This window comes from Pseudomonas sp. S30 (assembly GCF_016518545.1).
Classification (GTDB): Bacteria; Pseudomonadota; Gammaproteobacteria; order Pseudomonadales; family Pseudomonadaceae; genus Aquipseudomonas.
The window spans coordinates 29,824-53,566 of record NZ_JACVTO010000028.1 but is presented as its reverse complement, the minus strand read 5'-3'; the positions used below and the strand labels follow the sequence as shown (position 1 = coordinate 53,566).

Annotated in this window: 20 protein-coding genes; 11 read left to right on the top strand and 9 right to left on the bottom strand. The window is 66.4% G+C overall.

From position 1 onward, the window contains the following. Positions 1 to 96 precede the first annotated feature (96 nt). Complete coding sequence (gene ppk2, locus IAE34_RS22760) at positions 97 to 969, top strand: polyphosphate kinase 2 (RefSeq protein ID WP_200141214.1); 873 nt, start codon at positions 97 to 99, stop codon at positions 967 to 969. Between the two features lie 434 nt (positions 970 to 1,403). On the opposite strand, the gene aguA is transcribed toward ppk2, so the two are convergent. Both aguA and IAE34_RS22750 read right to left on the bottom strand, forming a co-directional pair. Further along, positions 1,404 to 2,510, bottom strand: a complete 1,107-nt coding sequence (gene aguA / locus IAE34_RS22755) for an agmatine deiminase (protein WP_200141212.1) — start codon at positions 2,508 to 2,510, stop codon at positions 1,404 to 1,406. Between the two features lie 119 nt (positions 2,511 to 2,629). After that, a complete protein-coding gene (locus IAE34_RS22750; RefSeq protein ID WP_200141211.1) occupies positions 2,630 to 5,554 on the bottom strand; it encodes an aminotransferase in 2,925 nt (974 codons plus the stop codon). Positions 5,555 to 5,743: 189 nt separating this feature from the next. On the opposite strand from IAE34_RS22750, the gene rfbB reads away from it, so the two are divergent. From rfbB to IAE34_RS22715, 7 genes are read left to right on the top strand one after another with little or no spacing between them, the layout of a single operon-like run. After that, positions 5,744 to 6,826: a dTDP-glucose 4,6-dehydratase gene (gene rfbB / locus IAE34_RS22745; protein WP_200141210.1), complete on the top strand. Its 1,083-nt coding sequence runs from the start codon at positions 5,744 to 5,746 to the stop codon at positions 6,824 to 6,826. Further along, positions 6,823 to 7,698: a glucose-1-phosphate thymidylyltransferase RfbA gene (rfbA, locus tag IAE34_RS22740; protein WP_200141209.1), complete on the top strand. Its 876-nt coding sequence runs from the start codon at positions 6,823 to 6,825 to the stop codon at positions 7,696 to 7,698. The genes rfbB and rfbA overlap by 4 nt, the downstream gene beginning before the upstream one ends. Beyond that, on the top strand, positions 7,695 to 8,240 hold the full coding sequence (gene rfbC / locus IAE34_RS22735; protein WP_200141208.1) for a dTDP-4-dehydrorhamnose 3,5-epimerase: 546 nt from the start codon (positions 7,695 to 7,697) through the stop codon (positions 8,238 to 8,240). Before rfbA ends, rfbC begins: the two co-directional genes overlap by 4 nt. Further along, on the top strand, positions 8,237 to 9,097 hold the full coding sequence (gene rfbD / locus IAE34_RS22730) for a dTDP-4-dehydrorhamnose reductase (protein ID WP_200141207.1): 861 nt from the start codon (positions 8,237 to 8,239) through the stop codon (positions 9,095 to 9,097). The genes rfbC and rfbD overlap by 4 nt, the downstream gene beginning before the upstream one ends. A gap of 37 nt (positions 9,098 to 9,134) precedes the next feature. After that, on the top strand, positions 9,135 to 10,949 hold the full coding sequence (locus IAE34_RS22725; RefSeq protein ID WP_200141206.1) for a sensor histidine kinase: 1,815 nt from the start codon (positions 9,135 to 9,137) through the stop codon (positions 10,947 to 10,949). Further along, complete coding sequence (locus IAE34_RS22720) at positions 10,946 to 12,352, top strand: sigma-54-dependent transcriptional regulator (RefSeq protein WP_200141205.1); 1,407 nt, start codon at positions 10,946 to 10,948, stop codon at positions 12,350 to 12,352. Before IAE34_RS22725 ends, IAE34_RS22720 begins: the two co-directional genes overlap by 4 nt. Then, positions 12,349 to 12,804 (top strand): YiiD C-terminal domain-containing protein, encoded by a 456-nt coding sequence (locus tag IAE34_RS22715; protein WP_200141204.1) that lies wholly within the window; start codon positions 12,349 to 12,351, stop codon positions 12,802 to 12,804. Before IAE34_RS22720 ends, IAE34_RS22715 begins: the two co-directional genes overlap by 4 nt. Positions 12,805 to 12,870: 66 nt before the next feature. Here IAE34_RS22715 and cysQ read toward each other — a convergent pair whose 3' ends face one another. Both cysQ and nudE read right to left on the bottom strand, forming a co-directional pair. After that, entirely contained in the window at positions 12,871 to 13,713 is an 843-nt protein-coding gene (gene cysQ, locus IAE34_RS22710) for a 3'(2'),5'-bisphosphate nucleotidase CysQ (protein ID WP_200141203.1), read from the bottom strand. Beyond that, positions 13,710 to 14,276 carry an ADP compounds hydrolase NudE gene (nudE, locus tag IAE34_RS22705; protein ID WP_200141202.1) on the bottom strand — a complete coding sequence of 189 codons (567 nt, stop codon included), beginning with the start codon at positions 14,274 to 14,276 and terminating at the stop codon, positions 13,710 to 13,712. The genes cysQ and nudE overlap by 4 nt, the downstream gene beginning before the upstream one ends. 65 nt (positions 14,277 to 14,341) lie before the next feature. Here nudE and yrfG point away from each other — a divergent pair, with 65 nt between their 5' ends. Then, positions 14,342 to 15,016 carry a GMP/IMP nucleotidase gene (yrfG, locus tag IAE34_RS22700; RefSeq protein WP_200141201.1) on the top strand — a complete coding sequence of 225 codons (675 nt, stop codon included), beginning with the start codon at positions 14,342 to 14,344 and terminating at the stop codon, positions 15,014 to 15,016. 42 nt (positions 15,017 to 15,058) lie between these two features. On the opposite strand, the gene lysM is transcribed toward yrfG, so the two are convergent. Beyond that, positions 15,059 to 15,499: a peptidoglycan-binding protein LysM gene (gene lysM / locus IAE34_RS22695; RefSeq protein WP_200141200.1), complete on the bottom strand. Its 441-nt coding sequence runs from the start codon at positions 15,497 to 15,499 to the stop codon at positions 15,059 to 15,061. Between the two features lie 174 nt (positions 15,500 to 15,673). On the opposite strand from lysM, the gene fdhD reads away from it, so the two are divergent. Together fdhD and IAE34_RS22685 are read left to right on the top strand one after the other, a co-directional pair. Beyond that, positions 15,674 to 16,504, top strand: coding sequence for a formate dehydrogenase accessory sulfurtransferase FdhD (gene fdhD / locus IAE34_RS22690; protein ID WP_200141199.1), 831 nt, complete (start codon positions 15,674 to 15,676; stop codon positions 16,502 to 16,504). Between the two features lie 4 nt (positions 16,505 to 16,508). Next, on the top strand, positions 16,509 to 18,863 hold the full coding sequence (locus IAE34_RS22685; RefSeq protein ID WP_200141198.1) for an FdhF/YdeP family oxidoreductase: 2,355 nt from the start codon (positions 16,509 to 16,511) through the stop codon (positions 18,861 to 18,863). Between the two features lie 63 nt (positions 18,864 to 18,926). Here the strand turns inward: IAE34_RS22685 and IAE34_RS22680 are convergent, their stop codons facing one another. Genes IAE34_RS22680 through IAE34_RS22665 form a run of 4 tightly spaced genes read right to left on the bottom strand, consistent with a single transcriptional unit; the run spans position 18,927 to position 23,729 of the window. After that, positions 18,927 to 20,174, bottom strand: coding sequence for an NAD(P)/FAD-dependent oxidoreductase (locus tag IAE34_RS22680; RefSeq protein WP_200141197.1), 1,248 nt, complete (start codon positions 20,172 to 20,174; stop codon positions 18,927 to 18,929). A gap of 1 nt (position 20,175) precedes the next feature. After that, positions 20,176 to 21,753 carry an aldehyde dehydrogenase (NADP(+)) gene (locus IAE34_RS22675; RefSeq protein ID WP_200141196.1) on the bottom strand — a complete coding sequence of 526 codons (1,578 nt, stop codon included), beginning with the start codon at positions 21,751 to 21,753 and terminating at the stop codon, positions 20,176 to 20,178. A 60-nt stretch (positions 21,754 to 21,813) separates the two neighbouring features. Beyond that, complete coding sequence (locus tag IAE34_RS22670; RefSeq protein WP_200141195.1) at positions 21,814 to 22,761, bottom strand: dihydrodipicolinate synthase family protein; 948 nt, start codon at positions 22,759 to 22,761, stop codon at positions 21,814 to 21,816. 41 nt (positions 22,762 to 22,802) lie between these two features. Continuing rightward, positions 22,803 to 23,729, bottom strand: coding sequence for a 4-hydroxyproline epimerase (locus tag IAE34_RS22665; RefSeq protein ID WP_200141194.1), 927 nt, complete (start codon positions 23,727 to 23,729; stop codon positions 22,803 to 22,805). Positions 23,730 to 23,743: the final 14 nt, after the last annotated feature.

Below are 23,743 nucleotides of genomic sequence, written 5' to 3'. Positions count from 1 at the left end.
CCCCTCCCCCTTCCCGCACCCAGCACCACCGCCCGCACCGTCAAGCGCAGCGCTCGTCCGCGTAACCCGCGCAAGGCCGAAGCCTCCATCACCCGCATCAGCCAGCAGCCTGCCGCCCTGGAAGTGGCCAGCGCGCGCAAGGGCAGCAACGAGGACAGCACCAGCGCACGCCTGCCGGCCAGCTACCCCTACGCCACGCGCCTGCGGCGCCAGGAATACGAGAAAGCCAAGCACGCCCTGCAGATCGAACTGCTCAAGGTGCAGAGCTGGGCCAAGGACACAGGCCAGCGCATCGTGGTGCTGTTCGAAGGGCGTGACGCGGCCGGCAAGGGCGGCACCATCAAGCGTTTCATGGAGCATTTGAACCCGCGCGGCGCACGCATCGTCGCGCTGGAGAAGCCCTCGGAGCAGGAGCAGGGCCAGTGGTATTTCCAGCGTTACATCCAGCACCTGCCCACGGCCGGTGAGATGGTCTTCTTCGACCGCTCCTGGTACAACCGGGCCGGGGTGGAGCGGGTCATGGAGTTCTGCTCGCCGCTGCAGTACCTGGAATTCATGCGCCAGGCGCCGGACCTCGAGCGCATGCTGTGCAACAGCGGCATCCTGCTGTTCAAGTACTGGTTCTCGGTGAACCGCGAGGAGCAGCTGCGGCGCTTCATTTCACGGCGCGACGACCCGCTCAAGCACTGGAAGCTGTCGCCGATCGACATCAAGTCGCTGGACAAGTGGGACGACTACACAGCCGCCAAGGAAGCGATGTTCTTCCACACCGACACCGCCGACGCGCCATGGACGGTGATCAAGTCCGACGACAAGAAGCGCGCACGGCTCAACTGCATCCGGCATTTCCTGCATGCCCTGGACTACCCGGACAAGGACCTGTCCGTGGCCCATGCGCCCGACCCTCTGCTGGTGGGCCGGGCCGTGCGCGGTTTCGAAGAAGAGGAAGCCGGCGAACTGGCGCGCTGAAATGAAAACGCCACCGTCTCGGACGGTGGCGTTCTGCAGTGCGATCCTTGCTGCCGGTCAGTGCCAGACACCGGCCAGCGCGTCGAGCTCCGCGTCGCTGAGCAATCCCTGCGGGTACCGCGTATCCAGAAGGCGGCGTGGATCGGTCTTCCTGACCCGGAGGTTTCCATGGTCCTTCAACCACTGCGCCAACACCCTGAGCGATTCGTGATCGATCGCTACCGGGGATATTGCCGACTCACTCGCTGCATTCATTCGACACGTACTCCCTGGAAACGTGAGCGGCCAAATTACCGGGTGAATGTTACAGAACGGGGCGAGCCCTCGGGTCTGAAGCATCCGGCTGAATGCGATACAAGAGCTGTGCCAGCGGACCGATCGATCGTCACCCAGAGCGATCGGCCAGCCTGGCACGGGTCATTGCCCAGACAGGCTCAGCGCTTGACCGGCGCCGGCTGCTGCTGGGTCAGGCAGTGGATGTTGCCGCCACCGAGCAGCAGTTCGCGACCGGGGATCATCACCACTTCGTGGTCCGGGAACAGCTCGGCGAGCAGGGTCCTGGCGCGATCGTCGGCCGGATCGTCGAAGCTGGGGGCGATGATCCCGCCATTGACGATGAGGAAGTTCACGTAGGAGCCGGCCAGGCGCACCGAGGGGTCGCGGGGTTGGCTACCGGCCACCTGGTCGACGCCTGCGCATTCCTCTTCGGTAGCGTACAGCGGCCCGGGAATGGGCATCTTGTGCACCACGATGTGGCGTCCCTGGGCGTCGCGGGTGTTTTTCAACACCTCGTAGGCCGCGTGGCAACGGGCATGGTTGGGGTCGTTGGAATCATCGGTCCAGGCCAGTAACACTTCCCCGGGACGCACGTAACAGCAGAAGTTGTCGACGTGACCATCGGTTTCATCGTTGTACAAGCCCTCGGGCAGCCAGATGATGGTCTGCACCGACAAATGTTCGCGCAGCACCGCCTCGATCTGTTCGCGGGTCAGGTGCGGGTTGCGGTTGTGGTTGAGCAGGCATTCCTCGGTGGTGATCAGCGTACCCTCGCCGTCGACATGGATGGAGCCGCCTTCGAGCACGAACCCTTCGGTGCGGTAACGCTGGCAGCGCTCCATCTCCAGCACCTTGGCGCCCAGCTCCTCGTCGCGGTTCCACGGAGCGTACAGCCCGCCCTCGAAGCCGCCCCAGGCATTGAAGCCCCAGTTCACGCCACGGACCTCGCCGTGGTCGTCGATGACGAAGGTGGGGCCGGTATCGCGTACCCAGGCATCGTCACTGCTGATTTCCACCACGCGGATGTTGGGCAGGTCCAGCTGGCGGCGGGCGTTGCCGTACTGTGCAGCGGACACGCCGACGGTGACCGGCTCGAAGCGGGCGATGGCCTTGGCCAGGGTCACGTGGGCAGCCTGCGCCGGCTTGCCGCCCAGGCGCCAGTTGTCGGGCCGCTCCGGCCACACCATCCACACCTGGGTCTGCGGCGCCCACTCGGCGGGCATGTGGAAACCGTCGGCGCGGGGAGTCGAATCAAGGGTCTTCATGAAAAGCCTCTGCAGGTTGGGGGTGGCGGCGAGCCGAAGCACGCTGGGCAGGTAATTTAACCGATTTAAATCTGCATTTGAACCACACTAAAGCCAATTAACGACTATGATGAAGCTGTTTAGTCGATATTAATCGACATAATTTCAGCGATTTCTTCCAGCACTTGATCCACGCAGTCGACGAAATAATCCACGCTCGCGCGCGTGGTACACATTGGCGGCTTGATCTTGAGAATATTCAGATGATCGCCAGTGGGCTGCATGATCACGCCCAGCTCGAGCAGGCGCTCGCACAGCAGCAGGGTTTCCTCGGTGGCCGGCTCCAGCGTGTGGCGATCGCGGATCAACTCCAGGCCCAGGTAGAAGCCCGAGCCATGGGCCGCGCCAGCCAAGGGATGACGCTCCACCAATGCCTGCAGGCGGGCCTTGAAGTAGCGGCCCAGGTCACGGGCGTTGTCCCACAGCCCTTCATCGCGCAGCACATCGAGCACCGCGATGCCGATCCGGCAACTGACCGGGCTGCCGCCAGCCGAAGAGAAGAAGTAGCCCTGCGCTTCCAGCGCCTCGGCGATTTCGCGGCGGGTGATCACCGCGCCCAGCGGCTGGCCGTTGCCCATGCCCTTGGCCAGGGTGATGATGTCCGGCACCACGCCCTGCTCTTCGAAGCCCCAGAAATACTCGCCCAGCCGGCCATAGCCGACCTGCACCTCGTCGGCGATGCAGACACCGCCGCGAGCACGCACCTGCGCATAGGCCTCGCGCAGGTAACCCGGCGGCAGCGAGATGCCCCCAGCATTGCCGTACACCGGCTCGCAGATCATCCCTGCCAGCTGCCGGCCCTGGGCGTCCAGCTCGGCGAGCTTGGCCTGCACGTCGCGCAGGTAGGCCGCCGCGCTGTCAGGACCGCGGAAACGGCCACGGAAGGTGTTCGGCGCTTCCAGCGGATGGACCCAGTCGGGTCGGGTCTGCAGCGCCTGCGGGTTGTCGGCGATGGAGGTGGAGATGGCATCGGTGGCCACCGACCAGCCGTGGTAGGCCTCCAGTATGCTGAGCAGGTCACGCCCGCCGCTGTAGGCCCAGGCCAGGCGGATCGCCAGGTCGTTGGCCTCGGTGCCGCTGTTGACCAGGTAGACGCGATCGAAACCGGGGGGCGCCAGCTGCAGCAGCCGTTCGGAGAATTCGGCGATGGCGGCGTAGTGGAAACGCGAATTGGTGTTGAGCAGCGACCACTGGTGCGCCGATTCCTCGACCATGCGCGGATGTCCGTGGCCGAGCACCGCGACGTTGTTGAGCATGTCCAGGTAAGCGCGCCCCTGCATGTCGATCAGGTAGTTGCGCCAGCCGCGCTCGATATGCGGGGGCCGGGTGTAATAGTGCTTCTGCGCGCGGGCGAAGCTGGCCTCGCGGCGCGCCAGCAGGGCGTCGGCATCGACCAGCGGCGGGGCGTTGCAGTCGATGCCCAGCAGCGCAGCAGGTGACGGACACAGGGCCAGCCAGGTGTCGGCCTGGGACGGCCGGGCGAAGAATGGCGGCTGGATATCGGTACTCAGCGACAGTTGCACGCGCAGCAGGCCGCAGGTCGAGCCCAGTACACGGCCCTCGTCGATCGACTCACCGTCCTCTGGAGTATCCTTCAGGCCGTCCAGCCACACCCCCCAGTTCGACGTGACGAGGCAGCCACGATCCTCGCCGGTGCTCAGCCACACGCCCGCGCGAGGCGCGTGCATGGGGGTATCGGCCGGCAGGTTCAGCTCGACGCCCAAGGCGCAGGTAGCGGGCTCCTCGGGACGATCGACATGGGTCTGCGATAACCGATACTGCCCGTACCAGGTGCAAGTCGGTGCCGGCTGGGCCAGCAGCAGCCGCTGGTCGAAACCGGGCTGTTGCCAGTTGCCCGCCTGGCAGTGCGGGCTCAACACGCCCAGATCGAGCAGGCCGACCTTGGCCAGGTCGAGGCTCGGCAACAATGGCGCGCCGCCGCTGAGGTCCGGCAGTTCGGGCAGCAAGCCTGCCGCGTGGAGGATCGCCGCCTCCATCAGGGCAGCGGGCAAGGCCGTGGCGGTGTCGAAGATCTGCCACTCATGGGCGATGTTGTCGCGGATGTACTGGTTGTCCGGATCGACGGTCAGCTGCTGCTCGCTGCTCAGGACCAGCACCGCCGAGCGGTTGAGCAGCAGCGGCCACAGCGCGCGCAATTCGGCCTCGCCGAGCGGGTTGACCGCCTGATAGGCCGCCACCACGGGCAGAATACCCAGTGGGTCTGCGCCGGCATGGTGAAGCATCGCCGCACAGGTGACCGACAGGTCGGCGATGCGCCAGGTGCGCGACAGGTCGCCGAAGTCGATCACCCCGCGCAACTGCCACTGCCACTGCGCATCCAGCGCCCACACCACGTTGTCGTCGGTGATGTCCAGGTGCACGGCCTGCCGGGGCAGTTGCCCGACCAGCGGCGCCAGGCGCTGCTGCGCCTGGCTCGCCACCTCGGCCAGGCGCGCGCGACGCGCACGGTCCTTGATCACCGGCAGCAGGTGCTCGATCAGCACCTGGGCATGCCGTGGGTCCCACTGCAAGGTGCGTTCGAGCCCAGGATGAGCGAAATCGGCGAGCGCCTTGTCGACCTGCGCGCACAGCGCGCCCAGCTCGCTCATCAGCCGCTGGGGCAGGTGCCCCAGGCGGGTCAGCGGTTGCCCGTCGAGGTACTCCAGCAGCCGGGCGCGCAGGGCCTGCCCGCCGATCTCCAGCGCCAGCAGGCCCTCCCCGTCGAGCGCCGGGCGCACCTGCGGCACCGGCACGCCGCGTTCGCGCAGGTAGGCCAGGGCAGCATGCTGGGCCTGCAACTCGACCCGCGAGTAGCTACCGTGGCAGAGCTTGAAGACGAAACGCCCCTGGTCGCTGTCCAGCCGGAAGTTCACGTCCTGCTGGCTGCCGAGGGGCAGCAGCGTCCCCTGCAGGCCATAGCAGGCGTGCAGGGCCTGGCGAGCCTGCGCTTCGGTCACCTGCGGGCAGGGAAGACTGGAACGGTGGATCAGGGTATGCAGCGGCATGATGCGAACCTCGGGTTCGATTTGGCCTATGACGCCATTACTGCCCTGGCTAAGCAAGTACGACGACAAGCAGGCTGTCACTGTGCGGGCGAAGTAGGGTTATGATGAAGCATCGACCGGCCCGGCGAGACTGCCAGGCGGGGCTACGCCATACTCTTCCACCGACCATCAGGAAAGTGACACCTCACCATGCGTATTCTCGTCACAGGCGGTGCCGGCTTCATCGGGTCCGCGCTGATCCGCCACCTGATCGACCACACCGATCATCTGGTCGTCAACCTCGACAAACTGACCTATGCGGGCAACCTCGAATCGCTGCAGCCTATCGCCCATGACAGCCGTTACGAGTTCGTCCAGGCCGACATCCTTGACCAGGCGACCGTCAGTGCGGTGCTCGAGCGATTCCAGCCCCAGGCGATCATGCACCTGGCCGCCGAATCCCATGTCGATCGCTCCATCGACGGACCGGCGGCATTCATCCAGACCAACATCACCGGCACCTACACTTTGCTCGAAGCCACTCGCGCCTGGTGGAGCCGCCTGCCGGACAAGGAGAAGACGACATTTCGCTTCCATCACATCTCCACCGACGAGGTGTATGGCGATTTGCACGGCGCCAGCGATCTGTTCCACGAAACCACCCCCTATGCCCCCAGCTCCCCCTACTCGGCGAGCAAGGCGGCGTCCGATCACCTCGTACGCGCCTGGCATCGCACGTACGGGCTGCCCGTGCTGGTCAGCAATTGCTCCAACAACTATGGCCCGTACCACTTCCCGGAAAAGCTGATTCCGTTGATGATCCTCAACGCACTGGCGGGCAAGCCGCTGCCGGTCTACGGCAACGGCCAGCAGGTGCGTGACTGGTTGTTCGTAGAGGACCACGCCCGGGCGCTGCTGCGGGTAGTCACCGCCGGCGCGGTAGGCGAAACCTACAACATTGGCGGCCACAACGAGCAGAAGAACCTCGATGTGGTCCACGCCATCTGCGAGCTGCTCGAAGAGCTGGCACCCCTGCGCCCAGCCAACGTCGCACGCTTCGCCGACCTGATCACGTTCGTCCAGGATCGTCCGGGACACGACCTGCGCTACGCCATCGACGCTGGCAAGATCGAGCGGGAGCTGGGCTGGGTGCCGCAGGAAACCTTCGAGACCGGCCTGCGCAAGACGGTGCAGTGGTACCTGGACAACTTGCACTGGTGCCAGCATGTACAGGACGGCAGCTACCAGGGCGAGCGCCTGGGCCGCTCCGACTTCAAGGATCTGATCGCATGACCAAAGGTATCGTTCTGGCTGGAGGCTCCGGCACCCGGCTGCACCCCATCACCTTGGGGGTGTCCAAGCAACTGCTGCCGATCTACGACAAGCCGATGATCTACTATCCGATCTCGGTGCTGATGCTGGCCGGCATCCGCGACATCCTGCTGATTTCCACACCCCAGGACCTGCCGCAATATCGCGCGCTGTTTGGCGACGGCAGCCAGTTCGGCATTCGCCTCACCTACGCCGAGCAACCCTCCCCTGATGGTCTGGCCCAGGCCTTTCTGATCGGCGAGCAGTTCATCGGCAGCGATTCGGTGTGCCTGATCCTGGGTGACAACATTTTCCACGGTCAGGGCTTCAGCGAACAATTGCAACGTGCCGTCAATCGGCCCAGTGGTGCCACGGTCTTCGGTTATCTGGTCAGAGATCCCGAGCGCTTCGGCGTGGTCGAGTTCGATGCTCAGGGCAACGCGCTGTCGGTCGAGGAAAAACCCAGCGCCCCGCGCTCCAGCTATGCGGTGACCGGGCTGTATTTCTATGACAACGATGTCATCGAGATCGCCAAAGGCGTGCGACCTTCGGTGCGTGGCGAGCTGGAAATCACCGACATCACCAATGCCTATCTCCAACGCGGCGACCTCCATGTGGAGCGTTTCGGACGCGGCTTCGCCTGGCTCGACACCGGCACCCACGACAGCCTGCTCGATGCCTCGCAGTACGTGCAGACCATCGAACATCGCCAAGGCCTGAAAGTCGCCTGCCTGGAGGAAATCGCTTACCAGAAAGGCTGGATCTGCCGTGATCGCCTGCTGGCCAAGGCTGCCGAACTGAAAAAGACCGGCTATGGTCTTTACCTGAGCAAGCTGGCTGAAGAGGCGCAATGAACGTCATCACCACCGCCATACCCGACATCCTGATCCTCGAACCCAAGGTCTTCGGTGACGAACGCGGTTTCTTCCTCGAGAGCTACAATGCTCGCCGCTTCAGCGAAGCGACCGGCATGGACGTCGAGTTCGTTCAGGACAATCATTCACGTTCACAGCGCGGTGTGCTACGCGGCTTGCACTATCAGTTGCATAACCCCCAGGGCAAGTTGGTCCGCGTGACCCAGGGCGAAGTGCTGGATGTGGCGGTCGACATACGCCGAAGTTCGCCGACCTTCGGACGCTGGGTCAGCGCCAGGCTGTCTGCCGATAGCCAGCACCAGATGTGGATTCCGGTAGGGTTCGCCCACGGCTTCGTGGTCCTCAGCGAATCGGCTGACTTCCTTTACAAGACCACCGATTACTACGACCCGATGTCCGAACGCTGCATCCGCTGGGACGATCCGCAATTGGCGATCGACTGGCAATTGCAAGACGCACCGCAGCTTTCGGCCAAGGACCGGGTCGGCGCCTGGCTCGAAGACGCAGAGTTGTTCCCATGAAGATATTGGTCTGCGGTCACAATGGCCAGGTCGCGCAAGCCCTGGCGGTCGGCCTGGCCGGCCTGGGCGAGGTGCACGTACTGGGTCGCGACCGGTTAGACCTGGCCGCCCCCGAGGCGCTGCGCGCACCGTTGCGCCGCCTCGCGCCGGACCTGATCATCAACGCCGCAGCTTACACGGCGGTGGATCAGGCCGAGAGCGAACCGAGCCTGGCCCATGCCATCAACGCCCAGGCGCCTGGCGTGCTGGCCGAGGAGGCCGCCCGCCTGCGAGCACCGCTGATCCACTATTCCACCGACTATGTGTTCGATGGCAGCAAGAACAGCCCCTACACCGAGCAGGACTCGACGAATCCGCTGGGGGTGTACGGGCACAGCAAGCTGGCCGGCGAGCAGGCGATCACCGCCGTGGGCGGGCAACACCTGATCCTGCGCACCAGTTGGGTGTACTCCCTGTACGGCCGCAACTTCCTGCTGACCATGCAGCGCTTGCTGCAGGAGCGCACGCAGTTGAAGGTGGTCGACGACCAGATCGGTGCGCCCACCTGGGCCGGTACGCTCGCCGCCAGTACCCGCGTGCTGATCGAACGCTGGCGGGCCGGCCAAGCCGGCGCCTGGGGTACCTACCATTTGACCGCAGGCGGCGACACCTCGTGGTTCGGCTTCGCCGAAGCCATCGCCCAGCGACTGCGGGCACGCGGCCTGCCTTGCGCTGAACTGCTGCCGATTCCTACCCAGGACTACCCGACACCTGCCCAACGGCCTCTCAATTCGCGGCTGGACTGCTCGCGCCTGGCCCAGCAGTGGCAGGTCATCACGCCACACTGGCGCCAGGCGCTGGACGAGTGCCTGAAGTAGCGGATAATCGCGCCAGACCCTTCTGGCGCATTTGGCGATGATCTCGATCCAGTCCCCTCCCCGACGCCCCCGCTGGCGTAGCCTGGCCCTGCTGGCGCTGTGCCTGGCTCCGTTGCTGTGGCCGCTGCACCACTTGGCCGAGCGTTACTACCAGGACCAGCTCGCGTCGCAGAACCGCCAGACCCTCGACCTCTACGTCGCCAACCTGCTCGGCACCCTGCACCGCTACGAGACCCTGCCGCAGATCCTTGGCGACCTGCCGGCCCTGCGCGGCGCCCTGGCCGACCCGTTGCGCCTCGAAGCGGTAACCAACGCCAACCGCCTGTTGCGCGAAATCACCCAGCAGACCGGCGCCGAGGTGATGTACCTGATGGACGTCAGCGGCAATACCCTGGCGGCGTCCAACTGGGACAAGCGCGACTCCTTCCTGGGGCGCAATTTCGCCTTTCGTCCCTATTTCATCGAGGCCATGCAGGGCCGGCTGGGGCGCTTCTTCGGCCAGGGCACCACCTCCGCCAAGCGCGGCTACTTCTTCGCTGCTGCCATGCGCGACGGTGAGCGGGTGGTGGGAGTGCTGGTGGTCAAGGTCGACCTGGACCACACCGAAACCCTCTGGGGTCGCACCCCCGAGCAACTGCTGCTGACCGACCAGAACGGCGTGGTGGTGCTGACGTCGCGCCCCGAGTGGCGTTTCCGCGCCACCCGCCCGCTGACCGAGCAGGAGCGCACGGCGATGATCGCCATCCAGCCCTACCCGACCCAGGCGCCGCAGCCCCTGCACCTGGAGCCCGACGCCTGGCTGACCCAGACCCGCCAGATCGAGGAAACCGGCTGGCAGGTGAGCATTCTCGCGCCGCGCATGCTGGTGGACCGCTCGGTACAGACGGTCATGGCCATCGGCGCTGCCGCACTGCTGGTGACCGTGCTGCTGGCCGGCCTGGTGCTGCAGCGGCGCCGCCACTACATGGACCGCATCGAGCTGGAGGCGCGCGGTCGACAGGAGCTGGAAAAACGCGTGGTCGCCCGCACCGCCGACCTGGAATGGCTGAACAATCGCCTGAAGACCGAGGTGCTGGAGCGCGAACAGGCCCAGCAGGAGTTGGTGCGCGCCCAGGACGAACTGGTCCAGGCCGGCAAGCTGTCGGTGCTCGGCACCATGTCGGCGAGCATCAGCCACGAGCTCAACCAGCCGCTGGCGGCCATCCGCAGCTATGCCGAGAACGCCGAGATCCTGCTCGATCATCAACGCACCGACGACGCCCGAGGCAACCTCAAGCTGATCGGCGAGCTGACCGGACGCATGGCTTCGATCATCGCCCACCTGCGCGCCTTCGCCCGCCGCGACCGCCACGCACCGGAAAGCGTGGCCCTGCAACCCGCGCTGGACGACGCCCTGGCGCTGCTGGCCAAGCGGCGCCGGGCCATGGCGGTGGAGCTGATCCGCGACCTGCCCGACGCCACCCTGTGGGTGCAGGCCGGCGAAACCCGGCTGCGCCAGGTGCTGGGCAACCTGCTGGCCAATGCCCTGGACGCGCTCACCGAGAAAGCCAACCCTCGCCGCCTGTGGCTCAGTGCCGAACAGGGCGAGGGGCACGTCTACCTGTACATCCGTGACAATGGCCCGGGTTTCAGCCGCCAGGCACTGGAGCGCGCCAAGGAGCCGTTCTTCACCACCAAGACCCGCACGCAGGGCCTGGGGTTGGGCCTGGCGATCTGCGAAAGCCTGATGCGCGCCCTGGGCGGCGAGCTGCTGCTGGGCAACCACCCCGAAGGCGGTGCGCTGCTCACACTGCAACTGCGCGTGGCGACCCCTGGCGCCAACCTCAAACCTTCGGAGGATTTCTCGGCATGACCGAGCCACTGATCGAAAGTCATATCCAGGTCATTCTCGTGGATGACGACCCGCACCTGCGCCAGGCGCTGAACCAGACCCTGGACCTGGCCGGCCTGAAGGTCACCACCCTGGCCGATGCCCACGGCCTGGCCGAGCGCCTGCCGGCCGACTGGCCTGGCGTGGTGGTCAGCGATATCCGCATGCCGGGCATCGACGGCCTGCAACTGCTCGAACAACTGCATGCGCTGGATGCCGAACTGCCCGTGCTGCTGATCACCGGGCACGGCGATGTGCCCCTGGCGGTGCAGGCGATGCGCGCCGGCGCCTACGATTTTCTGGAAAAACCCTTCGCCAGCGATGCCCTGCTCGACAGCGTGCGCCGCGCCCTGGCACTGCGCCGTCTGGTGCTGGACAACCGCAGCCTACGCCTGGCCCTGAGCGACCGTCAGCAGCTGTCCACTCGCCTGGTCGGCCATTCGCCGCAGATGCAACGCCTGCGCGATCAGATCGGTGCCCTGGCCGCCACCCGCGCCGACGTCCTGATCCTCGGCGAAACGGGTGCCGGCAAGGAAGTGGTCGCGCGTGCCCTGCACGATCTGTCGAGCCGGCGGGACGGGCCGTTCGTGGCCATCAACGCCGGAGCGCTGGCCGAATCGGTGGTGGAGAGCGAGCTGTTCGGTCACGAACCGGGCGCCTTCACCGGCGCGCAGAAGCGTCGCATCGGCAAGTTCGAGTTCGCCAACGGCGGCACGCTGTTCCTCGACGAGATCGAAAGCATGAGCCTGGACGTGCAGGTCAAGCTGCTGCGCCTGTTGCAGGAGCGGGTGGTCGAGCGGGTGGGCGGCAATCAGCTGATCCCGCTGGACATCCGGGTGATCGCCGCGACCAAGGAAGACCTGCGCCAGTCCGCCGACCAGGGGCGCTTTCGCGCCGACCTGTATTACCGCCTGAACGTGGCACCGCTGCGTATCCCGGCACTGCGCGAGCGTGGCGACGACATCCTGGTGCTGTTCGAGCATTTCGCCGACACCGCCAGCCAGCGCCATGGCCTGGCCCCGCACAGCTTGCAGCCGGCGCAGCGTGCCATGCTGCTGCGCCATGGCTGGCCGGGCAACGTGCGTGAACTGCAGAATGCGGCCGAACGCTTCGCCCTGGGCCTGGAACTGGCCCTGGACGAGCAGGCGCCGTCCACCGAGCCAGCCACCGTGACCAGGTCCACCGGCAACCTCAGCGAGCAGGTCGAGCAGTTCGAGCGGGCGCTCATCGCCGCCGAACTGGGCCAGCCCCACAGCTCCATGCGCAGCCTGGCCGAGGCCCTGGGCATCCCGCGCAAGACCCTGCACGACAAGCTGCGCAAGCACGGCCTGAGCTTCGCCGATGGCAGCGGCGGCCATGACGAACACGAGGAGTCACGCCCATGAGCGACGCCAGCCGGTACCTGCAAGACATCCTGCATCGCGATATTCCGCTGACCGCGCACATGGGCCTCGAAGCGCTCGATTGGCAAGCCCAGCGCCTGCGCCTGCATGTGCCGCTGGCGCCGAACGTCAATCACAAGAACACCATGTTCGGCGGCAGCCTGTACTGCGCCGCCGTACTGGTGGGCTGGGGCTGGCTGCACCTGCGCCTGCGCGAACTGGGAATCGATGACGGGCATATCGTCATCCAGGAAGGCCAGGTCGGCTACCCGCTGCCCGTCACCGGCGCCGCCATCGCGTCATGCTCGGCGCCGCCCGAGGAGGACTGGGAGCGCTTCATCAAGCTCTATCACCGACGCGGCCGAGCGCGCCTGACGCTGCACACCACCGTGCATGACCACGGCAGCGAGCAGCCCGCCGTACTGTTCAGCGGCCAGTACGTGCTGCATCGCTGACCGCCTTTGCCGGAGCCGCTGCGCTTGGGTCGATCGACAGACCTGCGCCGCTGGAGCGGGCAGCGGCTACGCAACCGGACCTGCTGCCCAACCCACGATGTCCAGCAGCGTGCCCCGCCACGGCGCCGCCACCGGCAACGCCAGGAAGAAGGGATTGAGCAGCGACTCACGCGGCGGATAGCGCAGCGCTTGCCCGCTCAGTTCGATCACCTCGCCGCCAGCGCCTTCGAGCACACCCTGCGCCGCCGCGGTGTCCCACTGCGAAGTCGGCGCCAGGCGCGGATACAAATCCGCTGCGCCCTCGGCCAGCAGGCAGAATTTCAGCGAGCTGCCCACGGACGCCAACTCCAGCTCACCCAACTCGGCACCCAGCCCGCCCAGCAGCGCCTCCTGCTCCGGGCTGCTGTGACGGCGGCTGGCGACCACGGTGAAGCGTCCACCGGCCGATGGCGCGTCGCGCACATGAATGGCGCGGATGAGTCCGCCGGCGGTGAGTTGCCATGCGCCGAGTTCGCGCCCGCCGAAATAGCAGCGGCCATCGGTGGGCGTGGCGACCACGCCGAACACCACCTGGCCGGCATCGATCAACGCGATGTTGACGGTGAATTCCTCGCTACCGGCGATGAATTCCTTGGTGCCATCCAGCGGGTCCACCAGCCACCAGCGCGTCCAGCCCTCGCGAGTGGCCTGGTCGATGTCGCAATCTTCCTCGGACAGCACCGGAATCTGCGGCGCCAGCCCCTGCAGGCCATTGGCGATGACGCGGTGCGCGGCCAGGTCGGCGGCGGTGACCGGCGAGTCGTCGGCCTTGCTGGTGACGGCCAGGTCCGTGCGCCAGAACGGTAGGATCGCCTGGCCTGCGCGCTGCGCCAGCCTGACCACTTCATGCATCAATTGCAGGTCGTTCATGCGCTGATCACTCCACGCTGGATCAACAGGTCACGGGCCAGGTACAACGCCGCCAGGGCGCGCCCCTCACTGAACTGCGGATGCTGGGCCAGCGCCGACAGCTCGCGCAGGTTGACCTTGTCCACGCGCATCGGCTCCGGCTCGTCGCCTTCCAGGCGCTCTTCGTACAGATCGCTGGCCAGCACCACCTGGATCTTCTGGCTCATGTAACCCGGAGACAGCGACAGCTCGGTCAGGTGCTCCAACTGGCGGGCACCGAACCCGGCCTCTTCCTTGAGCTCACGGTTCGCAGCGGCCAGCACGTCCTCGCCCGGTTCGATCAACCCCTTGGGCAGGGAAATCTCGTACTCGTCGGTGCCGCCGCAGTACTCCTCCACCAGTAGCGCATGCTCGGCATCGACCATCGCCACGATCATCACCGCACCGTAGCCGTTGCCGCGGCCCACCAGGCGCTCGTAGGTTCGCTCGGTGCCGTTGGAGAAGCGCAGCTGCACGGCTTCGACCCGAAACAGGCGGCTGCTGGCGACGATCTCGCGGCTGAGAACGGTGGGTTTCTGGCGCATGGCTGGGGCTCCTTGGCGTGAACGGGTTACTATACCGTGGCTTGCCGATCGCACGAGAGTTTCCCATGCCTGTTCTTCCCTGGTCCGCCATCGACACCGTCCTGCTGGACATGGACGGCACCCTGCTCGACCTGCACTACGACAATCGCTTCTGGCTCGACCACCTGCCGCGGCGCTACGCCGAGCTGCACGGCGTGAGCCAGGCCATGGCCGAACTGGAGCTGCGGCCGCTGTTCGAGCGTCATGCCGGCACCTTGAACTGGTACTGCCTGGACTTCTGGAGCCGAGAACTGCGCCTGCCGATTCGCCAGCTCAAGCGCGAGATCGCCGACCTGATCGCCCTGCGCCCGGACGCCGACACCTTTCTGGCCGCCCTCGGCAAGGCAGGCAAGCGCGTGGTGATGATCACCAACGCACACAGGGACTCCTTGTCGCTCAAGCTCGAGCGCATCGAACTGGCGCCGTATTTCGAGCGCATGATCAGCTCCCACGACTATGGGTATCCCAAGGAAAGCCCGCAGTTCTGGGACGCCCTGCGCGCCGACATCGACTTCGACCCGGCGCGCAGCCTGTTCATCGACGACACTCTGTCGATCCTGCGCAGCGCACGACGCTTCGGCATCGCCCAGCTGTTGGCCGTGCGCCAGCCAGACAGCCAGGCCCAGGCGCGGGACACCCAGGAATTCGCGGCGGTGGAAGACTATCGCGCGCTGCTGCAGGGACTGCTGCCAGACGCGTGACACGTCTGCGCGAGCGTTCGCCCGCGCAGGCGAGCCAGCGGCTCAGTCCGGAATGCGCAGCTTCTGGCCCGGATAGATCTTGTTCGGGTCCGACAGCATCGGCTTGTTGGCTTCGAAGATCTTGTGGTACTGGTTGGCGTCACCGTACACCCGCTTGGAGATGGCACTGAGCGTATCGCCCTTCTCCACTTCGACGAAGCGCGAAGCCGTGCCGGCTGCGCCACTGACGGTGATCTGATCGTCCACCGAAGCGACTCCAGCGATGTTGCCGGCTGCCAGAACCAGCTTCTCCTTCTCTTCCTGGGTGGCCACCTCGCCCTTGAGCACGACCTTGTCGCCTTCGACCGTCGCGGTGATGTTCGGGTTGCCCAGGCCAACCTTCTCCACATGCTTCTTGAGTTCCTGCTCGGCGTTGGCATTGCCGGGGGTCAGCAGGTCGATCAACTTCTCACCGGCTTCCTTGACGAAACTGAACAGACTCATAAAGTGCTCCTTGTTGGAAATACTCGGAACTGCAAGTCTAGGCCAGCATTTTCCAGAGCGCTCGCTGCGACCAATCGACGCGGCCTATCACGGCATAGAACCTAACGATTGGACGGTTTGCCCACAGTGGCACTAGGCTTGTAGGCATATACCAGCCGCCGGTGATCCGTCCCGATGAACAGCAAGCCTCTGGTCTGCGCGGCCCCCTCCAGCCTGTCATTGCCCGCCGCCAGCAACCCCTACGACTACGTCCAGCTCACCGATCAGGTGGGCGAACGCACGCCGCTGGCCGAAGAAGTCGCCCTGGCGATCGTCTACAACGGTCTCAACCAGGCGGTGATGCTGGTCAGCCCAACCGACCTGGAGGATTTCGCCGTAGGCTTCAGCGTCGGCAGCGGCATCGTCGCCAGCACCGAGGACATCTACGACATCAGGCTATCGGGCAGTGGTTCGGCGCTGTACGCGGACGTGGAGATCTCCAGCCGTGCATTCTGGAACCTCAAGAACCAGCGTCGGCAGATGGCGGGCACCAGCGGCTGTGGCCTGTGTGGGGTCGAAGCCCTGGAGCAGGCGTTGCCCGAACTCCAGCGGCTTGCCGGCGCGCCTCTGCCACCAACGCACTGGCTGCAGGATCTGCGCCGACGCATCGACGCCTTCCAGCCGCTCGGTCAGCACTGCGGTGCGGTGCATGCCGCCTTGTTCATGGACCGCACCGGCGAGCTGCAACTGGGGCGCGAGGACATCGGCCGGCACAACGCCCTGGACAAGCTCATCGGCGCGCTGCTGCGCCAGCGCATCGACACCGACGGTGGCCTGGCGATCGTCACCAGCCGTTGCAGCCTTGAACTGATCCAGAAAGTCCTGCGCGCCGGCATCCAGACCTTGGTGAGCCTGTCGGCCCCCACCGGCCTCGCCCTGCAATGGGCACGCAAGCACAACCTGAACCTCATCCATTTGCCCAAGCACAGCGCACCGCGGGTATTCAGCCCCGCGGGGGAGTCGTAAAGCCGTGACCACATTAGAAAAACTACCCGACAACGCCCCAGCCTCCAGCCCGCGCTACAAGCCCTACCACGGCCCAGCCGGGGGCTGGGGCGCGCTGCGCAGCGTGGCCAAGGCCTGGGTGGGCAGCGACAACGCACTGAAGAACATCCGCGCCCTGCTCAAGACCAACCAGAACGGCGGTTTCGACTGCCCTGGCTGCGCGTGGGGCGACTCGCCCGAAAGCGGCATGGTCAAGTTCTGCGAGAACGGCGCCAAGGCCGTCAACTGGGAAGCGACCAAGCGCCGCGTGGACGCCGCCTTCTTCGCGCGCTACAGCGTCAGCGCCTTGCTCGAACAGAGCGACTACTGGCTCGAGTACCAGGGCCGGCTGACCGACCCGATGGTCTACGACGCCACCAGCGACCGCTATCGCCCGGTCAGCTGGGAAGCGGCCTTCGACCTGATCGCCAGCCACCTCAAGGCCCTGGAGTCGCCGGACCAGGCCGAGTTCTACACTTCCGGGCGCGCCAGCAACGAAGCGGCCTACCTGTACCAGCTGTTCGTGCGCGCCTACGGCACCAACAATTTCCCCGATTGCTCGAACATGTGCCACGAGGCCAGTGGCGTGGCCCTGGGCCAGAGCGTGGGGGTCGGCAAGGGCACCGTGACCTACGACGACTTCGAGCACGCCGATGCGATTTTCGTGCTGGGCCAGAACCCGGGCACCAACCACCCGCGCATGCTCGATCCGCTGCGTGACGCGGTCAAGCGCGGGGCGCAGGTGGTGTGCGTCAACCCACTCAAGGAACGCGGCCTGGAGCGTTTCCAGCATCCGCAGCACCCATTGGAAATGCTGCTCAACAGTGATCGCCCGACCAACACCGCATTCTTCCGCCCGGCACTGGGCGGCGACATGGCGTTGCTGCGCGGCATGGCCAAGTTCCTCCTGCAATGGGAGCGCGAAGCCCAGGCCAAAGGCGAGCCGGCAATCTTCGACCACGCCTTCATCGCCGAACATGGCCATGGCGTGGAAGATTACCTGGCCGTGGTCGATGCCACGTCCTGGGAACAGATCGTCCAACAGTCGGGCCTCAGCCGCGAGGACATCGAGCTGTCGGCACGCATGTACTGCCGAGGCAAGCGCGTGATCATGTGCTGGGCGATGGGCATCACCCAGCACCGTCACTCGGTGCCGACCATCCAGGAAATCGTCAACCTGATGCTGCTGCGCGGCAACCTCGGCAAGCCAGGTGCCGGCCTGTGCCCGGTGCGTGGCCACAGCAACGTGCAGGGCGACCGGACCATGGGCATCAACGAGCGGCCACCGGTGGCGCTGCTCGATGCCATCGAAAGCCGCTTCGCCTTCCCGGTGCCGCGTCGCAACGGGCACAACACGGTCGAGGCGATTCACGCCATGCTCGAAGGTCGAGCCAAGGTGTTCATCGGCCTGGGTGGCAACTTCGCCCAGGCGACACCCGACACCGAACGCACCGCCCGCGCGCTGCGCAACTGCGACCTGACCGTGCACATCAGCACCAAGCTCAACCGCAGCCATCTGGTCCACGGCAAAGAGGCGCTGATCCTGCCGTGCCTGGGCCGCACCGATATCGACCTGCAGGTCGAAGGCCCGCAGGCGGTCACGGTGGAGGACTCGTTCAGCATGGTGCACGCTTCCAACGGCCAGCTGCGCCCCTTGTCCAAGCAGATGCGCTCGGAGCCAGCGGTGGTCGCCGGCATCGCCGCGGCGACCCTGGGCAACCATCCGGTGGACTGGAACTGGGTGGTGGCCGACTACGACCGCATCCGCGACCTGATCGCCGACACCATCCCTGGCTTCACCGATTTCAATCGGCGCCTGAACGAGCCCGGTGGCTTCTATCTGGGCAACAGCGCCGGCGCGCTCCAGTGGAAGACCGCCAGCGGCAAGGCCAACTTCAAGGCCAACCTGCTGCCGGACACCTTGCTCGACGAGCGGGTACGCGCCAGCGGCCAGGTGCCGGACCTGATCCTGCAATCGATGCGCTCGCACGACCAGTACAACACCACCATCTATGGCCTGGACGATCGCTACCGCGGCGTGCGCGGCCAGCGCGAGGTGCTGTTCGCCAACGAAGCCGACATCATGCGCCTGGGCTTCAAGCCGGGGCAGAAGGTCGACATCGTGTCGCTGTGGGGCGACAATCACGTGCGCCGCGTGCACGGTTTCACCTTGCTGGCCTTCGACATTCCGGCCGGTCAGGCAGCCGCCTACTACCCCGAAGTGAACCCGCTGGTGCCGCTGGAAAGCGTCGGCGACGGCAGTCACACCCCGACCTCCAAGTTCATCGCCATCCGCCTGGAGGCTGCACGGGAAAACGGCCAGATCATTCGAGTGGCCTGAACCTCTGGTCCAGTGATACCTCGCTGCCGCGCGGCCTGATCCCAGGCGCGCGGCAGCGTCGTTTCAGAACCGCGCCAGGCGATAAGGCGCCAGCTCCGCCGGCGCCGGTCGCTCGGCCAGTCGCCCGATCCACTCGGCCGTCAGTGCGGCCTGGGTCAGCCCCAGGTGCTGGTGCCCGAACGCCAGCAGTACCCGCCCCTCGCCGACCCGGTCGATCACCGGCAGCGAGTCCGGCAGCGATGGCCGCATGCCCATCCAGGGCGTCGCACCCTCGCTGGACAGGTCGCGCTGGAACAGGCCCTGGCTGAGCCGATGCAATTGCCAGGCGCGCTGCATCGCCGGCGGCGCCTGCAACCCGGCGAATTCCACGGTGCCCGCCAACCGTAGACCGGCCTCCATGGGCGTCATGATGAAGCGGCGCTCCAGCGAGGTCACGGCGAACGGCAGGCGCGCGCCTTCGCTGGGCAACATCAGGTGATAGCCGCGCTCGGTATCCAGCGGAACGCGCTTGCCAGTCAGGGCGCGCGTGAGCGGGGCCGAGTGGGCGCCGCAACTGACCAGCACCTGACTCGCCCGGAATGTGCCTCGGTCGCTGACCAGGCGCACATGGTCCGCCTGCACCTGCCCGCCCTCCACCTGCGCCTGAACGAAGCGCACGCCATGAGCCTGAGCCGCCTCGAACAGCGCGCCCACCACCCGGTAGGGGTCGATGAAGTGTCCGGTGCGCGGAAAGAACAGGCCTCCCAGCAGGGCCGAACTCAGTTGCGGCGCCGCCTCGCGCACGGCGTCGGCCGACCACCTCTGTACAGGCACGGCCTGTGCCTGCATCCGCTCGCACAGCGCCGCCAATGCGCGCTGCGACTCGGGGCGCTCGTACACCAGCAAGGAGCCGCTGCCGTGAAACAGCTCGCTGCGCCCGATCGACGTCAACAGACGCTGCCAGGCCTCCAGGCTGCCCTCGTTGAGCTGGCGAAGGCCGGCCACGGTGCGCTGGTAGGGCGCCGGACGCAGGTTGAACAGCAGCCGGGTGAACCAGGGCAGCGCCTTGGGCAGGTACTTCCAGTCCAGGCGCAGCGGGCCCATCGGGTCGAGCAGCATTCGCGGCAGACGCTTGCAGATCGACCAGTCGGCGATCGGGAACACCTGCTCGGTGGCCAGGTGCCCGGCGTTGCCATAGGACGCCCCCATGCCCGGTGCCTGACGGTCGATCAAGGTCACCCGGCGGCCCTGGCGGGCCAGTTGCAAGGCACAGGCGACGCCGACGATGCCCGCGCCAACCACGGCGATATCGGTGTGCAGCGGCTCGTTCATGTCAGGCTTCCCGCCGGCCATCGATCAGGCGCCGCAGGTGCAGCGGGTTATCCTGTCGCAAGGCATGGGGCAACAAGGCGTCGGGGAAGTCCTGATAGCAGACCGGACGCAGGAAGCGCAGGATCGCCGCGGTGCCCACCGAACTGGTACGGGCATCGGAGGTGGCCGGGAATGGGCCGCCATGGACCATCGCATCGCACACCTCCACACCCGTTGGCCAGCCATTGACCAGAATGCGCCCGGCCTTGCGCTCCAGAACCGGCATCAGCGCACGGGCACTGTCGAGGTCGGCCTCGTCCAGGTGCAGCGTGGCGGTCAGTTGGCCCTCCAGGTGCTCGGCCAGTTGCCGCCGCTGCCGATCATCGGTGCAGGCCACCACCAGCGAGGCGGCGCCGAACACCTCGTCCTTGAGCTGCGGGTCGGCCAGGAACACCTCGGCATCGACCTCGAACAGCCGCGCCTGGCCCTGATTCGCACCCTCCCCGGCCAGCCCCGCGGCGATGAACCGCACCTCGGGATGCTTGGCCAGCCCGTCAACGCCGGCCTGGTAGGCGGTGAAGATACCCGGCGTCAGCATGGTCTGCGCGGCCACGGTCTCGAGCCGCGCCGCCGCCGCGTGCAGGAAGCGTTGCAGAGCCGGCCCACGTTGAGCGATGACCAGTCCCGGATTGGTGCAGAACTGCCCGGCCCCTTGCGTGAGGGAGGCGACATAGCCCTGCGCCAGGTCCTCTGCACGCGCGTGCAGGGCGTTTTCGAACAGGAACACCGGATTGATCGCGCTCATTTCGGCGTACACTGGAATCGGTTCCGGCCGCGCCTGGGCAGCCTGGCACAAGGCGATGCCCGCCGTGCGCGAACCGGTGAAACCCACCGCCTTGATGCGCGGGTCGCGGACCAGGTCCAGCCCGACCTGATGGCCTGCACCGTACAGCAGCGAAAACGTCCCCGCCGGCAAGCCGCATTCGGCGACGGCCTGAGCCAACGCATGCCCCACCAGCTCGGTGGTGCCGGGATGAGCGCTGTGCGCCTTGACCACCACCGGGCAGCCGGCCGCCAGTGCCGAGGCGGTGTCGCCACCGGCCACCGAGAATGCCAGCGGAAAGTTGCTGGCGCCGAACACCGCCACCGGCCCCAACGCCACCTGGCGCTGGCGCAGGTCGGGACGCGGCAGCGGCTGGCGCTCGGGCTGGGCCGGGTCGACCCGCACATCCAGCCATTCGCCCGCACGAATGACCCGCGCGAAGGTGCGCAACTGGCCACAGGTGCGGCCCCGTTCGCCCTGGATGCGAGCCCTGGGCAGCCCGGTTTCGGCCACGGCGCGGTCGATCAGTGCATCGCCCAGTGCCTCGATGTGGCGGGCGATGGCTTCGAGAAACCCGGCCCGTTGTTCGAGGCTGGTTTCCCGATAGCTGTCGAAGGCCTGCTGCGCCAGCACGCAGGCTTGAGCCACTTGTTCGGCAGTGGCACCTCCATAGGCTGGTTGCAGGACATGCCCCGTGGCCGGGTCGATGGCATGGATGGCCTTGCAGCCACCGGGCGTCGGCGTCTGGCCGAGCAGCAGGTTACCGGAGAGGATCATGGGACCTCCTGTGCGATCTACGGATTCGGGAAAGGGGGCTGCGTTGCAACCCCGGACACATCAGGCCAGGTTCTGCTCGGCCGACCAGCTCGCGTACCAGGTACGGAACAGCGCGTATTGCTGTTCGGCGTAGTTGCGCTGGGCAGTGCTGAGTTCGTCGCTCTCGTTGAAGTGCAGGCCGTACTCGTGATCGCCGTTGAGCACCATCAGGTGCTTGTAGTACAGCACCAGGTCGCAGCCCTCATCGAACGACGACAGCACCGCCAGGGCCGACTCCAGCTCGCGAGCCAGGCGACGGGCGCGGGCATCGCCCTTGGCGGCGGCCCGGCTCAGGGTGACCAGCTGCAGCACTTCTCGCGGCAGCGCATTGCCGATGCCGGTGATGGCACCGGTGGCGTTGCAGTTGACGAAGCCATGCACCACCTGGGTGTCGACACCGACCATCAGGGTCACCTGATCGTCCTTGGAGGTGATGTGCTCGGCGGCGTAGCGCAGATCGGCGCCACCGCCGAATTCCTTGAAGCCGATCAGGTTGGGGAATTCGCGGCGCAGCTCGAAGAACAGCTCGGCGCGGGTGGCGAAGCCGTAGTAAGGGCTGTTGTAGATCACCGCGGGCAACGTGGGCGCCGCCTCCAGGACGGCCGAGAAGTGGTGCTTCTGGGCGATCGGCGATGCGCCACGGCTGAGCACACGCGGAATGACCATCAGCCCGGCAGCGCCCACCTTGGCCGCGTGGGCCGCATGGGATACCGCTTCACGGGAGTTCACCGCGCCCGTACCGACGATGGTCGGGATGCCCGCGGCCACCAGCCGCGCGACGCCTTCCTGGCGCTGGGCTTCGCTGAGCAGCGGCCAGTCGCCCATCGAGCCGCAGTACACCACGGCGCTCATGCCGGCCTCGATCAGGGCCTGGCCCTTGCGCACCAAGGCGTCGAAGTCCGGGGTGCGGGCGGGGGTGCAGGGCGTCATCAGTGCGGGCATGGTGCCGCTGAAGATGTTGTTGGTCATTGTCATTGCTCCTGACGTCATTCAAGGGGAAAGGGGCGCACTCAGATGCCCCAGGCGAAAGGGTCCTGCTCGTCGATCAGCAGCGTGCTGTCGGCGGTGAGGTAGGCGCGGCCGGTGATGAACGGGCGGATACGTTCGCCTTCGCGTTCGTAGCGGCCCTGGAAACGACTGCCGGTGATGCTGGCCTGGGTCCAGACCTGTCCGGGTTGCAAGGTGCCGTCGGCCGACAGGCAGGCGAGCTTGGCGCTGGTGCCGGTGCCACATGGCGAGCGGTCGTAGGCCTTGCCGGGGCACATGACGAAGTTGCGGCTGTCGGCCTCGGGGTCGTCGGCGAACAGTTCGATGTGGTCGATGGGCGCGCCGTGCTCGCCGGTGATGCCCTGCGCCTCGAGCGCCTGCAACATGGCCCAGGTGTAGTCGGTCAGCACGTCACGGTTGTCCAGCGCCAGGCGCTGGCCGTGCTCGGACACCAGGAAGAACCAGTTGCCGCCCCAGGCGATGTCGCCGAGCACGACGCCATGACCCGGTACCGTCACCGCCACCTGTCGTCGGTAGCGATAAGAAGGCACGTTGCCGACGGTGACGGCGCCGTCCTCATGCAGGGTGGCGCTGACCTGGCCGACCGGCGTGTCGATCCGGTGCAGCCCCGGACCGATCAGCCCCAGGTGCGCGAGCGAGGCGATCAGGCCGATGGTGCCGTGACCGCACATGTTCAGGTAACCGGTGTTGTTGAAGAAGATCACCCCGCAGGTCGCATCGGCCGAAACCGGCGGGCAGTACAGCGCGCCGACCAGCACATCGTTGCCACGCGGCTCCAGCAGGCAGGCGCGACGCCAGTGGTCGTGCTCCTCGCGCAGTTCATCGCGCTGCTCGGCCAGGGTGCGCCCCAGCAGTGGCGGAAAGCCGTTCATGACCAGGCGCGTGGGCTCGCCGCCGGTGTGCGAGTCGATGACGTGAAGCTGTTTCATGGGCAAGGTCTCTA

Excerpts from the sequence above, each read along its gene's own strand:
- IAE34_RS22720 (WP_200141205.1), top strand. The coding sequence starts at position 10,946 with ATGACCGAGCCACTGATCGAAAGTCATATCCAGGTCATTCTCGTGGAT.
- cysQ (WP_200141203.1), bottom strand. The coding sequence starts at position 13,713 with ATGAACGACCTGCAATTGATGCATGAAGTGGTCAGGCTGGCGCAGCGC.
- IAE34_RS22750 (WP_200141211.1), bottom strand. The coding sequence starts at position 5,554 with ATGCCGCTGCATACCCTGATCCACCGTTCCAGTCTTCCCTGCCCGCAG.
- IAE34_RS22675 (WP_200141196.1), bottom strand. The coding sequence starts at position 21,753 with ATGATCCTCTCCGGTAACCTGCTGCTCGGCCAGACGCCGACGCCCGGT.
- lysM (WP_200141200.1), bottom strand. The coding sequence starts at position 15,499 with ATGAGTCTGTTCAGTTTCGTCAAGGAAGCCGGTGAGAAGTTGATCGAC.
- rfbA (WP_200141209.1), top strand. The coding sequence starts at position 6,823 with ATGACCAAAGGTATCGTTCTGGCTGGAGGCTCCGGCACCCGGCTGCAC.
- IAE34_RS22715 (WP_200141204.1), top strand. The coding sequence starts at position 12,349 with ATGAGCGACGCCAGCCGGTACCTGCAAGACATCCTGCATCGCGATATT.
- nudE (WP_200141202.1), bottom strand. The coding sequence starts at position 14,276 with ATGCGCCAGAAACCCACCGTTCTCAGCCGCGAGATCGTCGCCAGCAGC.
- rfbB (WP_200141210.1), top strand. The coding sequence starts at position 5,744 with ATGCGTATTCTCGTCACAGGCGGTGCCGGCTTCATCGGGTCCGCGCTG.
- IAE34_RS22670 (WP_200141195.1), bottom strand. The coding sequence starts at position 22,761 with ATGACCAACAACATCTTCAGCGGCACCATGCCCGCACTGATGACGCCC.
- rfbC (WP_200141208.1), top strand. The coding sequence starts at position 7,695 with ATGAACGTCATCACCACCGCCATACCCGACATCCTGATCCTCGAACCC.
- IAE34_RS22725 (WP_200141206.1), top strand. The coding sequence starts at position 9,135 with ATGATCTCGATCCAGTCCCCTCCCCGACGCCCCCGCTGGCGTAGCCTG.
- fdhD (WP_200141199.1), top strand. The coding sequence starts at position 15,674 with ATGAACAGCAAGCCTCTGGTCTGCGCGGCCCCCTCCAGCCTGTCATTG.
- rfbD (WP_200141207.1), top strand. The coding sequence starts at position 8,237 with ATGAAGATATTGGTCTGCGGTCACAATGGCCAGGTCGCGCAAGCCCTG.
- yrfG (WP_200141201.1), top strand. The coding sequence starts at position 14,342 with ATGCCTGTTCTTCCCTGGTCCGCCATCGACACCGTCCTGCTGGACATG.
- aguA (WP_200141212.1), bottom strand. The coding sequence starts at position 2,510 with ATGAAGACCCTTGATTCGACTCCCCGCGCCGACGGTTTCCACATGCCC.
- IAE34_RS22665 (WP_200141194.1), bottom strand. The coding sequence starts at position 23,729 with ATGAAACAGCTTCACGTCATCGACTCGCACACCGGCGGCGAGCCCACG.
- IAE34_RS22680 (WP_200141197.1), bottom strand. The coding sequence starts at position 20,174 with ATGAACGAGCCGCTGCACACCGATATCGCCGTGGTTGGCGCGGGCATC.